Source organism: Streptomyces sp. SGAir0957, assembly GCF_043523415.1.
The window spans coordinates 3,837,581-3,850,447 of record NZ_CP027293.1 but is presented as its reverse complement, the minus strand read 5'-3'; the positions used below and the strand labels follow the sequence as shown (position 1 = coordinate 3,850,447).

Below are 12,867 nucleotides of genomic sequence, written 5' to 3'. Positions count from 1 at the left end.
AATTAGCTGACGGACCGTCAGAGTATGGGTGGCACGTGGACTTCGGAAGGCAGAAGCGGGGCGGAAGAAGGAGTGGTGGCGATGGACGCACGGCCCGGGTCCGACACCCGGAGCGAGACGTACGCGGAGCTGGCGGCCCTCGGCCCCTACGGGGTCCACCCGGGCCACGCCCTGATCACCATGGTCGAACCGCACCCGGGGCACGAGCACGCGTACAACCGCTGGTACGAGGACGATCACTACTACGCCGGTGCGATGGCGATGCCCTGGATGTTCGCCGGCCGGCGCTGGGTCGCCACCCGGGACCTGCAACTCCTGCGCCTGCCCGCGAAGTCGGCCGTCGCCGAGCCCGTCACCGCCGGGTGCTACCTCTCCACGTACTGGATCACCGAGGGCCGCTACGACGACCACATGAGGTGGACCGTCGGCATCAACAAGCGGCTCAACCGGGACGGCCGCGTCCATCAGGACCGCACCCACGTCTTCACCGCGTTCCAGGACCACGAGGCGACGGTCTACCGGGACGGGGCCGCCGGGCCCCGCGACTTCCATGCCCTCGACCACCCGTACGCGGGGCTCGTCCTGGAGGTCGTCGATGTCGAGCGGGGCGAGCGGCGCCCCGAACTCGTGGAGTGGCTGCGCTCGCGGCATCTGCCGGAGGCCCTGGCCGGGTCGCCGGCCGCGATGGTCACCCTCTTCCGGCCCACGCCGCTGCCCGGCGACCGGATGACCTACGTGAAACAGGTGGAGGGCGTCGACACCCGCCTGACCCTGCTGTGGTTCCTGGAGGCCGACCCGCGCGACTGCTGGCAGGAACGGTTCACGGGGCTCGCGGAGCAGGTGGCGGGGGCGGGGCTCGGGGCGCGGGTGGAGCTCATGGCGCCGTTCGTACCGACCGTGCCGGGCACCGACCGCTATGTCGATCAATTGCGGTAGCGAAGGTTTTTGGGCACAAGCCGAGCCCCCTCGGCCGGGACGGCGGGCCAGTCGAGAGGGCTCCCACGGTGGTGCCTGTCATACAGGTGACGCTGGGTGGTGCTGGGCGTGCCGGTGGTGCTGGTGGTGCTGATCGTGCTGGTGGTGCTGGTCGTGCTGGTGGTGCTGAGTGGTGCATGTGAGGTTGTTGTGCCGTTCCTCGCCTTTTAGAACGAACCCGCGCTCACCTTCCGCACGAACGCGGTCCAGGTCTCGGGGCCGAAGTCGATCGACGGGCCCTGCTCGACCTTGGAGTCCCGGACCGCGATCGCGCACAGTTCGGGAGACCGGACCTCGACGCACGCGCCGTTCCCCGTCGAATAGGAGGACTTGACCCAGGATTCGGTGGCGCCCTGCTGGATTGCCATGATTGCTCCGCTTTTAGCCGGTGGTCGAATGCTTCCCCGCCTGGAGGTCCAGAGCGGTTCTCGCCAACGATGTTGTCTTGATGGCGTGATCGACGCTACTCGCCAACCCGAGTACGTGAAGCGGGCATTCACCCGACCGGATGGCATATTCCACGGGAGTCTTCCATTCCTCCGAGGAGTAGGTGTACCGTGCGGCACCTTTGCCTCGGAGGCATGAAATCCCTTGATCGCCGAGGGAATCCGGCCTTCCGGCGATCAACGTGAAACCGCCGGGAACACGCCTCAGTGCGCGTACTCCTTGGCGATTTCCGAGATGAACTGCCGGGATTGCTCCACATTCAGCGCCTGTGCCCGCAAGTGCTCGTACATAACGCTGTACTTCTGGACATCGTTGGCCTTCTCCAGATACAGGTCACTGGTGACGCCCTCGATGTAGACCACGCTGGAGTCGGCCGCGTCGGGGAACTCCAGGATCGCGTACTGCCCGTTGAGCCCGGGGTGCGCGCCCATGTCGAACGGGATCACCTGGACCGTCACATGCGGCAGCTGCGACTGCTCGACCAGGTGCTCCAGCTGCTCGCGCATGATGTTCTTGCCGCCGACGACCCGGCGCAGCGCCGCCTCGTCGAGCACCGTCCACAGGCGCAGCGGGTTGTCCGGCGCCTGGATGCGCTCCTGCCGGCGCATCCGGACCTGGACGCGCTTCTCGATGTCCTGCGGGGTCGTCTCCGGCAGCGCGCCGTTGATGAGCGCCTCCGCGTAGCCGCGGGTCTGCAGGAGACCGGGCACGACCTGGGGATCGTAGACGCGCAGACTCGCGGCGTCCGTCTCCAGGCCGATGTAGACGCTGTAGGGGATGTCGCCGAAGGAATGCCACCAGCCCTGCTGGCGCGAGTCCTTGGCCATCTGCATCAGCGACTCGACGATCCGGTGGTCCTCGACCTCGTAGACCCCGCACAGGTCGCGTACGTCGCGCTGGCTGATGCTGCGCCGCCCGTTCTCCAGGCGGCTGATCTTGGACTGCGACACCAGCAGGCGCTCGGCGACCTCTTCGGCGGTCATGCCCTTGAGCTCACGGAGCCTGCGCAGCTCCTGGCCCAACCGGCGTCGCCTGACGGTGGGATTGACGTTGGACGCCACGGGACGTGCACCTCCGGCTGCGTGCATCTTTTTGTACGTTGCGTATCTGCTGCTCAGCAGATTGCCACTCGGAAGCCTTTGCCGCTGGGAAACAGCGGATGTGTGTGCGGATGTGTGTACGGACTACCCGTACCAACGCGACCGCGCGGGGCGATGGCCGGGCACCCGCCGCGTTTCACGGACGTCCGGTACATCGCCCCGCGCGGTACAGCGGCTCCCGGACCGGGTCGTGGGGACTGCGGCGCGGCGCTGTTGCGGGTTGTTGCGGATGTTGCGGTTGGTGTCGTGCGGTTCTGCGGTTCTACGGTTCTGCGGTTCTACGGTTTTGCGACTCTGTGGTGCTCTGGTGCCGTGGTGCTCTGGTGTAACGGTTCTGTTTTTGCTGGCCGCCTGCCTAGTGGGCGACGGCCCGGGCCATGGAACCGTGACGCGGCTGCATCGGAACCCCCCTGGCGGGCTCCGGTGCGCCCCGGCCCGCCGGGGCGGCGGGCGAACGGCGTGGCTGAGCGGCCACCCCGTTCTGGACGTCCATCACGGCGTGCGCCACGAGGCCGCCCATCGGGTCGTGCCTGATCAGGTCCCGCAGCCGGGAGCGGGACGAGCGTCCCTCATTGCCCGGGTACAGGTGCTTGCCGAGACCGACCGCGTGGGCCAGCGCGGCGAGCGCCGCGGTCCGTGGGTCCGGCGGGACGCCGGTACGGATCGCTGAATCCAGCCGGGACCTGATCTCCCGGCTGATCGCCGTGTCCGTCGCCTGATAGCGAGTCGTCGGCAGTACCCCGCACATCTGGCCGGCCACGGCATGCACCATGCCGCACCGCTCCAGGTGCGAGAGGTAGGTCTGGCGCAGCCCGAGACGCGGCCCGCCAATCCAGTGGACCGCCCGCACAGGAGCGCCGCGCCTTCGCAGCAACTCCAACGCGCAGTCCAGAGTCGGATCTCCGGTCGGCCGTGGTGCCACCACGGCGATACGATCCCCGTCTGGGGCTATCCGTCCGGCCAGCGCCAGCTCTACTAGCTGTGCTCCGGCCAGACCTAGGTCGAGCGACTGCGGCTGTGCGGTGGTACCCGTGGTCGGGTCCAGCGCCAGCAGCAGAAGCTCCTCCGGAAGTGTTCTGCGGCTCCTGCCCATCCATGCCTCCCCGCGTGGATGAATGACAGGGTGACCCCTCTCACATTGGTCTGTCGAGAGTGCGTGGGGGCTTTGGACGGGAACCAGTAGGTATGTCGTTCTCGTCTACCACGGGGGTTAAGCCCCCACACAGGACACTGGTACATGGTTCGGACAGGGCCGCCGGGCAGGATCGGCCTGTCCGGCGCTGAGTGGTGAGTGGTCGAGGAGGCATCGGTGGCGGGGACCCCGGACAGGTCGGGCGAAGAGCAGAAGGCGTCGGGCGGCCCGGCCCGGGACGAACAGGACCCGCGCCTCGCGGTGGCGCGGGAGACTCCGTCGGAGCCCGGAGTGGATCAGGCGACGGCGGTGTTCTCCGTCCGGGACGTCGCGAAGGCGGAGACCGGTTCCGGTTCGGGTTCCGGATCCGGTTCGGGTTCCGGGTCCGGTGCGGAGACGGATTCCGGTACGGGGTCCGCGTCCGCGGCGGAGCCCGGGGACGAGCGGCTCCGCGCGGCGGTGGCGGCCTGGGTCGGCACGGCGGGATCGAAGAACGGCTCCGCCGACGACGCGGACGCAAAGCCGAGCGCTGCCAAGGCCGCTGCCGCGGACGCCGACGCCGACGCCGAAGCCGACGGCGATGCCGATGCCGGTGAGCAGGCCGGGCCGCGCGACGCCGAAAAGCCGGAGAAGCCCCGGCCCGAGCCCGCGGACGCCGCTGAGCCGGAGGCCGAGCCCGACGCGGCCCCGACGGCCGAGCCCGACGCGGCCCCGGCGGCCGAGCCCGACACCGCGCCGAAGGCCGCTGAGGCCGTCCGTGCGGAGAGTTCCGAGCCCGCTGGCGCCGCCGCCGAGCCGGCGGCCGAGCCCGACACCGCCCCCAAGGCCGCCGAGGCCGCCTGTGCGGAGGGCGTCGAGCCCGTGGACGCCGCCGAGCCGGAAGACGGGCCCCGCGCCGCTCCCAAGGCCGCTGACGCCGTGCCGGAGCCCGTCGCCGCCGACGTCGAGGACGCGGAGCCCGTCGTCGCCGATGTCGAGGACGCCGAGCCCGCCCCCGCCAAGGCGGACCAGGCCGAGTCCACCCCCACCAAGGCGGATCAGGCCGAGCCCGTTGACGACGCCGACGCCGACTCGAAGCCCGTAGCCGGTAAGGACGCCACGTCCGATCGGGGCGTCGACCAGGCCACCGCCGTTTTCAAGGCCGTCGCGCCCCCGGTCGACCAGCCCACCACCATGCTCAAGGCGCCCGGAGCGCCCGGAGCGCCCGGAGCGCCCGGCGCCAAGGGGACCGGTGAGTCCGAGGCCGAGCGGACCAGCAGGTTCGTGCCGCTCAAGTCCCTGGACGACGAGGGCGGAGCCAAGGGCAGGGCCGCCGCGCCCGGTGCCGCCAAACCCGCGGAGCGCACCGCCGAGACGGCCGTCCCTGAGCCGACCACGCAGCAGCCGCTTCCGCCGAAGCCGCCGCTCGATCTGCTCGCCGAGCTGACCAACACGCCGCCGCCCCCGGAGACCCGGGTCCGTACGACGGTGCGGCGGGTCAAGATCTGGACGCCGCTGATCCTGCTCCTGATCGTGATCTTTGCAGTCGTACAGGTCGTGCGCCCGCTGCCGACCCCGACGCTCGACCTGACCGCGAAGGAGTCCGTCTCCTTCGAGGGCGACAAGCCGTCGGTGCCGTGGCCCGGCCAGGGCCAGGCGGCGATGGACGTGAACGGCATCGGCACGTTCGGCATGTCCGGCACGCAGAAGCCGGTGCCGATCGCGAGCATCGCCAAGGTCATGACCGTCTATCTGATCCTGCGGGACCACCCGCTGAAGACGGGTGAGAAGGGTCCGAAGATCCCGGTCGACGCGGCGGCGCAGAAGCACTACGAGACCGGCAAGGCCGAGAACGAGTCGGTGGTGAAGGTCACCGAGGGGCAGCAGCTCAGCGAGTACGAGGCGCTGCAGGCGGTCATGCTCCCGTCGGCGAACAACGTGGCCAAGCTGCTGGCCCGCTGGGACACCAAGAGCTCCTCCGAGTCCGCGTTCGTCGAGAAGATGAACAAGACGGCGAAGGAGCTGGGGATGAAGAACACCACGTACACCGACCCCAGCGGCCTGGACAAGACGACCGTCTCCACCGCCGACGACCTGGTGAAGCTCGGCCGTGCCGCGATGGAGGACCCGGTCTTCAAGGAGATCTCCCGCCAGCCCAGCTACATGGACCTGAACGGGGAGAAGCAGAAGAACTTCTTCGGGCTCGTGCCCACCGTCGCCATCGGCATCAAGACGGGCACCACCACCGCGGCCGGCGGCAACATCCTCTTCGCCGCGGAGAAGACGGTCGACGGCAAGACCCAGACGATCATCGGCGCGGCCCTCGGCCAGTACGGCGCACCCGGCGTCGCCAACATCGACGAGGTCACCGGTGTCGTCCGGAAGCTGATCGAGGCGGGCCAGGGCGCGCTCAAGGCGAAGACCATAGTGAAGAAGGGCGACGTGGTCGGCCAGGTCGACGACGGGCTGGGCGGGACCACGCCGGTCGTGGCCACCAAGGACGTCTCCGCGGTCGGCTGGTCCGGGCTCACCGTTCGTCTGAAGCTGGACGGCAAGAAGGGCGAAACGCTCCCGCACTCGGCGAAGGCCGGCACCGTGGTCGGCGTGCTGAGCGTCGGCGACGGCAAGAACGACGCCACCGCCGTCGAAGTCCCCGTGGCGCTCCAGAAGGACCTCGCCGAGCCGGGCTTCGGCCCCAAGCTCCGCAGGCTCGGCTGACCCCGACCCGGCCGGACACCCTCCGCGCCCGCTGATCCGCCGGACCCACGGCGATCAGCGGGCGCGGTGCGTTGTGCCGTCAGCGCCCGACCGGAGGGCAGCGCGGCATCTCCTTGCCCGAAGGACCGCGGTAGGCCGACGTGATCCGGACCTTGCCCGGCTGCTTGACCGTGAGCCGCGTGAACTCCCCGGACGGCGCCAGGCACCCCGCGTCCGCCCACAGCCAGGGCGAATAGGCGATCCGTACGGTGACCGAGCCCGCGCGCGGCATGGAGACGACGAGGTTGGCCCCGTCGGAGCTGGCCACCGTGGCGGGCGGGTCGACGAGCGGTACCGCGTCCCGGACCCCGTAGATCTGCCAGTTGGCGTCGTGCCAGAGCAGCTTCAGGTAGGGCGGCTCGCTCTTGACCAGGGCGTGTTCCAGTTCGGCGGGGCCGTCGGGCGCGCCCTTGGGGAGGACCACGTAGCCGACCGCCCAGTGCGAGAGCCAGGCGCGGTAGGACGCGGACGTGAACGAGCCCTCGGGTACGTCCGTCCCCTCCCGGCCGCCGTAGAAGAGGCGGCCGCGTTCGACGTCGGCCTGCCGGTTCCAGCCGCGCGCCATGTTTATGTACGGGGCGAGGACGGCCGCCTCGCGGTGGTCGCGGGCGGGGACCACCTCGACGCGGGTGCGTTGCGCGCCGAGCCGCTTCAGCTCGGAGACGACGCCGTCGGTCTGCACCGCCCAGGCCGGGACCTCCGTGTTGGCCACTATGTCGGCGGTCGTCTTGCCCGTGAGCCAGGTCAGGGAGAGCAGGAGGGCGAGGCCGCAGAGCGCGGTCCGCCGTCGTGCCGTGAACCACCCGCCGGGCACAGAGGCCTGCCCGTACCGGTCCATCGCGATCACCAGCAGCGCGACCGGGGCGCCCAGCTCCGTGAGCCGTTCGACGTTCGTGCCGACCGGCGAGGCGATGAAGAAGGTGAGGACGACGCCGAGCCCGTACACGGCGGTGCCCCACCGGAGCAGGCGCCACGAGCGCGGGGCCGTCAGCAGGATCACCGCGCAGAACAGCAGGGGCGGCCAGATCCGCCCGAACGGCATCGGCTGCTCGCCCTTGAACGGGAACAGCCACGTCGTCAGCGCCACGATGAGGACCGGGGGCGCGAGCAGGGCCGCCGCCCGGCTCCCGTCGCGGGTCATGAGGTGCGCGGCGCCGACCACGACGAGGAAGAGGCCGGCGACCGGGCTGGCCATCGTCGCCACCGCCGCGCACAGCGCCGGCGCCGTGAGGCGCAAGGCGCCGCGTCCGCCGGTCAGCACGACGATCGCGGCAAGGCCGAACGCCACGCCCAGCATGAACGTGGAGCGGCCCGAGACGACCTGGCACCACAGGCAGAAGGCCAGCACGAGAGCCGGTGCCAGAGGGCGGCGCACCTTGCTGTGCAGCATCAGCGCCCCGGCGAGCCAGGAGGAGGCGAGTCCGGAGAGCAGGGTCATCGGGACGACGCCGATGGCCGCCATCACGTAGGGCGAGATCACGCTGTAGTTCGCCGTGTGCAGGCCGCCGTACCAGAACAGGTTGTACGCGTAGCCCGGGTACTGCCGCGCGAACTCCGCCCACGCCACCTGCGCCGCCAGGTCGCCGCCGCCCGTCGCGAAGACCGCCCACCACAGCCCGTACAGCGGCAGCGCGCACGCGGTGACCAGGAGCGGCACCCTGAACCGTGCGTGCCACGGCGCGGGGGGCGGGCCGGGACAGGCGGCGGCGAGGGCGTCGCCCGGGGCGGGCAGTTCGGTGGAGTGCACTGAGCGTGTCCGTCTCGGGTCGGGAACGAGGTCGTCGGTCCATGGGCGGGGCACTACCGAAGAGTGTGCCGGGCCCCGAAGGGTTGGGCCTCCGCCCGGAGAACGATGCGCCGTGAGCCCGCGGGCGGCCGGGCCGCTCCAGCGGCGCCCGCCCGCACCGCCCGTGCTAGCGTCGCGAGACCGGGGCAGGACCGGGACGTTCCCTCGGTCGGTAAGACGGTACGTACGGGAGTGTCAGCAGTGACCACAGCGGAGCCGACGCGCGCGGGCGGCGACGGGCCGGGCGCCGGGGGCGTACGAATACGGCCCGAGGCGAAGGAGCGCCGGGAGCCGGCGCCCGCCGACGACGGTGGCCGCGGGCCCTCCTCCTGGCCGGCGCGCGCCGAGCGGCGCCCGATCCTCGTCGCCACCGCCGTCGCCGCGGTGCTGCACCTCGTCTGGTTCTTCACGTTCGCGAACAGCGGCGGTGACCTCGCCGCTCAGGACGCGTGGGCCGAGTTCGTCGGCCGCCACCCCGACTCCGCGTACAACCTCGCCTGGTACGGCGGCATGCACCCGGTCTCGTACAGCGTGGTGTCGCCGTATCTGATGTCGGTGCTCGGTGTCCGGACGACGATGATGATCGCGGGCACGCTCTCCGCCGCCCTGCTGACCCTTCTCCTGATCCGTACGCGGGTGCTCGCGCGGCCCCTGTGGCCCGCGCTCGCCGGTGTCTTCGCCCTGCTGTGCAACTCCGCCTCCGGGCGCGTCACCTTCGGGCTCGGGATGCTGTTCGGGCTCGCGGCGGTCGCTGCCGTGTTCTGCTGGCCGTACCGCTGGCGTCACAAACGATGGGCGAAGGCCGCCGTCGCCGCGCCACTGGCCGCGCTCGCGACGGCGTCCTCACCCGTGGCGGGCCTGTTCGTCGGGCTCGTCGCGGTCGCGCTGTTCCTGCAGAAGCGGCGGCCCGGGGCGTACGCGCTCGGGATCGCGCCCGCCGTCGTGGTCGGGCTCTCGGCGTGGCTGTTCCCGTTCTCGGGGACGCAGCCGATGTCGTTCTGGTCGGCGCTGCTCCCGCTCGTCTACGGCCTGCTCGTCCTCTTCCTCGCGCCGAAGCGGTGGAAGACGGTCCGGATCACCTCCGCCGTCTACGTCCTGTCCGTGCTCGGCGTCTGGCTGATCAGCTCGCAGATCGGCACCAACATCACGCGCCTGCCGATGCTCTTCGCGGGCGTCGCGCTCCTCGCGATGCTGCCGTTCACCGTGCCCCGCTCCCGCAAGTGGTACGTCACGGTGATCGCGTTCATCGGCTTCAACTGCTGGGTCGGCGGCAAGATGGTCTACGACGTCGTGCACACCGTCCCCGCCGCGTCCTGGGCCCGCGAACTCGCCCCGCTCGTCAACGAACTGCAGCAGGTCAAGGCCGAGCGCGGCCGCGTCGAGGTCGTGCCCGCGCGCTCGCACCGCGAGGCGTCCGCCCTCGCCCCGTACGTGAACCTGGCGCGCGGCTGGACCCGGCAGGCCGACATGAAGCGCAACCCGCTCTTCTACGACGACACGCTCAACTCGGCGAACTACCACGAGTGGCTGAAGCGCTGGGCCGTGCACTACGTGGTCCTGCCCAAGGGCGCGCCCGACGGGGACGGCGGCGAGCGCGAGCGGGAGCTGGTCCAGCGCGGCCTGCCCTACCTCAAGCAGGTGTGGGGCGACGACAACTGGCAGCTGTTCGCCATGACCGACCCGACGCCGCTGGCCGAGCCGCACGCGACCGTGGACGCCGCCGAGCAGGCCGAGCTGACCATCGAGGTGACCAAGCCCGGCCGGGTCCTCATCCGCGTCCCGTACTCGCCGTGGCTCGCGGTCGTCGACGAGGACGGCAAGGCCCTTGAGGCCCCGCAGGAGACCGAGGCGTCGAAGCGGGCCCGGGAGAGCGACGAGTCGGCGCCCAAGCGGTACGAGAACGAGCACGGCTGCCTCCTGGAGACCGAGGAGGACGCCGCCGGCGACCAGTGGACCGAGCTGATCGCCCCGCGCGCGGGCACCTACCACCTGGCCGCGCCCTACAAGTGGTGGTCGCGGGGCACGCCCTGCCCGGAGGAGCTGAAGTAGCGGCTCACCGGCTGAAGGAGCGGCTCACCGGCTCCGGCTGGAGGAGCGGCTCACCGGTTCCGGCTGGAGGAGCGGCTCACCGGCAGATGTCCGTCGGCGGGCGGATGCCCTCCGGTGTCCGTGTCCCGGCGATCTCCGTGCGCACCGTCTCCAGCTGGCCGAGCAGTTTCCTCAGCGTCGTCTCCCGGGGCGAGCGGAAGTACTCCAGGACCGCGCGGTAGAACGCGTCGCGAAGGACCGGCGGCATGACGTCCGAGGCGTCGAAACAGAGCTTGTTGCGCTCGTCGGTGAGGTAGGAGGCGATCTCCTGCGCCGCCGCGTTGTCGTCGGGCCGCGGGTCGGAGCGGTCGGGGAAGAACGGGCGCAGATGCGCCTTCGCCTTCCTCGACCACTGCGCGCGCCCCTCCTCGCTGGTCAGCCGCTTGACGAGCTCCTGCGCGCCCGGCGCGTCGGTGAGCACGGCGGCCATGTCGCCCGACACCTCGAACGCCTTGCTGTACGCGGGCGAACCCTTCAGGAAGCGGGCCGCGGGCTCCAGGCGGATGTCGCCGCGCGGCGCGTACACGTACCGCACGAACGACCCCTGGTGCTCGTGGGTGCAGCCGGGCAGCGAACCGCCGAGCAGGCCGCGCGGGTCCCCGTCCGGATGGCGGGGGTCGGGCGTGCCCCAGAACGACATGGTCAGGGAGCGGTCCCGGGCGGCGGCCCCGAGACCACCCTCCTTGAGCAGCCCCGCCCAGGTGGTGAAGGCCCGCTTCACCTCGGTCGACTTCGCCCAGTTCAGCTGACCGGTCGCCCACCGCGCGTACGTCTCCGGGCCCGCCTGGTGCAGCAGGATGTCCTCGACCCAGTCGGTGCCGGGCCAGCCGGACGTGGCCTGCGCCGCCATCCCCACGCACCAGCGCGGCGCGGCGCCCGAGGCACCCGCCCTGCTCCACACCATGCTCTTCAGGTCGACCTTGAGCGGCACCCAGAACGTACGGCGCCTGCCCTCCACCATCAAACCCGGTGACCAGGGCTGATAGGCGCGTTCGGCGGTGGACGGGTCGAGCGGCTTCAGCTTGTTCTGGGTGGCGTACTCGGTGAGTTCGCCGATGCTGTTGAGGATGGCGACGTCCGGCGGCGCGTCGGCGGCGAGCTGCGCGACGAGCGTCTCGCGCAGCGAGCGGGTGCCCTTGTAGACGTAGTGGTGTCCGGAGCCCTCGGACAGGTCGTCCAGGACCTGCTCGAAGGCGTCGCCCTCCGGCCCCGTCCACGGCCCGAGCACGACGATCTGGCGGCCCTCGCCGGAGGAGCAGCCACCAGTGAGCGCGGTGATCCCGAGGAGGCTGCCCGCGAGGAGAAGCCGCAGGGTCCGCCCGATCCGGCTCATGATGTGCCCCCGCCCCGGCCGACCACCAGATACTCCCTCCGGTAGGCGTGCAGCGCCCCCGCGAGGACCCCGCCCACCACGAACCCCGCCGGCGTGAACCAGCCCGCCAGCGCCCCGACCCCGCCGAACCGCCCCCGGGCCACCGTCTCCTCCATCCGCGCCGTCGCCGGGCGGATCGCCGTGGGGGCGGGCTCGGCCAGCGGGTCCTCGTCCAGGGCGACCTCGACGGCCGGCGACGCCTCGTCCGCGAGCACCCGCGCGTACGGCACGGCGTCCCGCTGCGCCTGCCACGCCCGCGCCCCGTCGGCGACCGCCCACGGCACGAGGAGCAGCGGCAGCGCGGCGGCGATGAGGGGCACGCTCACCCGGATCCGCATCCGGCGGCGCAGGAAGACGAGCGTCCGCCACAGACCCACCGACAGCAGGGTGAAGGAGACGAGCGAGACGGCGAGCGCGGCCAGGACCCCCGGCCCGAGCGCGGCGCGGTCGGCGAGGCGGTCGCGCAGCTCGCTCTCCAGGGCGGCGATCCGGTCGACGACGGTCGTCGCGTCATTGCCCCGCGCCGCGCCGCACGGCGGGTAGGGCGCGTGCCGGTCCGTGGCCGGTTCGGCGGTCGTGTACGCGCACAACATGCTCTGGGCGTACGCGAGCCCGGCCTTGCGCAGCGAGCCGTTGGTGGCGTTGGTCCGCGCCCAGGCGATCCACTCCTCGTAGCCGTCGATGAGGCCCGAGACGACGTCGAGCTCCTGGCGCTGCGCCTCGGTGAACGCGCCGCCGCGGGAGAGCCGGGCGATGTCCTGCGCGGCGGCGCCGGTGCGGGCCGCGTACCGGGGGCCGAGCCCCGCCAGCTCCACCGCGGTCCCCGCGTCGAGGCTGACCTCGGCCTCCCGCTGGGCGATCCGCAGCGAGATCCGGGCGTCGGCCAGATCGCCGAGGGCGGGCGCGAGCTGGGTGCGGATGTACGCGGAGTCGTCGCGTACGTCGGCGTAGGCCCAGCCGAGCGTGGTGAAGGCGACGACGGCGAACAGCGGCAGGGCGACGAGCCGGTCCCGCAGGTAGCTGCGGTTGCGGACGCGGTCGGTGGACGGCCACAGGACGCGGCGCAGGACGAGGAGCCAGGCGGGTGCCGGGCGCGGGCTGCTCGTCGTCCGGTCCGCTCCGCGCGGTCGCGGGCGTGATTGCCGGTTCATCCGGTCCGTTCCGCGCGGTCGCGGTCGCGGTCGCGGTCGCCGGTTCATCCGGTCCGCTCCGCTCGGTCGCGGGCGCGATC

General features: G+C 71.7%; 9 protein-coding genes. 3 read left to right on the top strand and 6 right to left on the bottom strand.

The window, feature by feature from the left end; genetic code table 11:
- Window positions 1-81 precede the first annotated feature (81 nt).
- Window positions 82-936 (top strand): hypothetical protein, encoded by an 855-nt coding sequence (locus C1N81_RS22135; protein WP_394431714.1) that lies wholly within the window; start codon window positions 82-84, stop codon window positions 934-936.
- A gap of 206 nt (window positions 937-1,142) precedes the next feature.
- Here the strand turns inward: C1N81_RS22135 and C1N81_RS22130 are convergent, their stop codons facing one another.
- The 3 genes from C1N81_RS22130 to C1N81_RS22120 all read right to left on the bottom strand — a co-directional run bounded on the left by C1N81_RS22130 (window position 1,143) and on the right by C1N81_RS22120 (window position 3,615).
- Window positions 1,143-1,343 carry a DUF397 domain-containing protein gene (locus tag C1N81_RS22130; protein ID WP_394431712.1) on the bottom strand — a complete coding sequence of 67 codons (201 nt, stop codon included), beginning with the start codon at window positions 1,341-1,343 and terminating at the stop codon, window positions 1,143-1,145.
- Window positions 1,344-1,625: 282 nt separating this feature from the next.
- Window positions 1,626-2,483 carry a helix-turn-helix domain-containing protein gene (locus tag C1N81_RS22125; RefSeq protein ID WP_394431710.1) on the bottom strand — a complete coding sequence of 286 codons (858 nt, stop codon included), beginning with the start codon at window positions 2,481-2,483 and terminating at the stop codon, window positions 1,626-1,628.
- Window positions 2,484-2,877: 394 nt separating this feature from the next.
- A complete protein-coding gene (locus C1N81_RS22120; protein ID WP_394431708.1) occupies window positions 2,878-3,615 on the bottom strand; it encodes a GOLPH3/VPS74 family protein in 738 nt (245 codons plus the stop codon).
- A 216-nt stretch (window positions 3,616-3,831) separates the two neighbouring features.
- On the opposite strand from C1N81_RS22120, the gene C1N81_RS22115 reads away from it, so the two are divergent.
- Window positions 3,832-6,351, top strand: a complete 2,520-nt coding sequence (locus C1N81_RS22115; RefSeq protein ID WP_394431706.1) for a D-alanyl-D-alanine carboxypeptidase — start codon at window positions 3,832-3,834, stop codon at window positions 6,349-6,351.
- A 79-nt stretch (window positions 6,352-6,430) separates the two neighbouring features.
- Here the strand turns inward: C1N81_RS22115 and C1N81_RS22110 are convergent, their stop codons facing one another.
- The gene (locus tag C1N81_RS22110) at window positions 6,431-8,137 is read right to left on the bottom strand and encodes a hypothetical protein (RefSeq protein WP_394431704.1); all 1,707 of its coding nucleotides are present in this window, start codon (window positions 8,135-8,137) and stop codon (window positions 6,431-6,433) included.
- A 240-nt stretch (window positions 8,138-8,377) separates the two neighbouring features.
- On the opposite strand from C1N81_RS22110, the gene C1N81_RS22105 reads away from it, so the two are divergent.
- Window positions 8,378-10,225 (top strand): MFS transporter, encoded by a 1,848-nt coding sequence (locus C1N81_RS22105; protein WP_394431702.1) that lies wholly within the window; start codon window positions 8,378-8,380, stop codon window positions 10,223-10,225.
- 76 nt (window positions 10,226-10,301) lie between these two features.
- Here C1N81_RS22105 and C1N81_RS22100 read toward each other — a convergent pair whose 3' ends face one another.
- Complete coding sequence (locus C1N81_RS22100) at window positions 10,302-11,597, bottom strand: alpha-glucoside ABC transporter substrate-binding protein (protein ID WP_394431700.1); 1,296 nt, start codon at window positions 11,595-11,597, stop codon at window positions 10,302-10,304.
- Window positions 11,594-12,787, bottom strand: a complete 1,194-nt coding sequence (locus tag C1N81_RS22095; protein WP_394431698.1) for a hypothetical protein — start codon at window positions 12,785-12,787, stop codon at window positions 11,594-11,596. Before C1N81_RS22095 ends, C1N81_RS22100 begins: the two co-directional genes overlap by 4 nt.
- Window positions 12,788-12,867: the final 80 nt, after the last annotated feature.

Coding starts and splice junctions, on each gene's coding strand:
- C1N81_RS22135 (WP_394431714.1), top strand. CDS start 82: ATGGACGCACGGCCCGGGTCCGACACCCGGAGCGAGACGTACGCGGAG.
- C1N81_RS22130 (WP_394431712.1), bottom strand. CDS start 1,343: ATGGCAATCCAGCAGGGCGCCACCGAATCCTGGGTCAAGTCCTCCTAT.
- C1N81_RS22120 (WP_394431708.1), bottom strand. CDS start 3,615: ATGGGCAGGAGCCGCAGAACACTTCCGGAGGAGCTTCTGCTGCTGGCG.
- C1N81_RS22100 (WP_394431700.1), bottom strand. CDS start 11,597: ATGAGCCGGATCGGGCGGACCCTGCGGCTTCTCCTCGCGGGCAGCCTC.
- C1N81_RS22095 (WP_394431698.1), bottom strand. CDS start 12,787: ATGAACCGGCAATCACGCCCGCGACCGCGCGGAGCGGACCGGACGACG.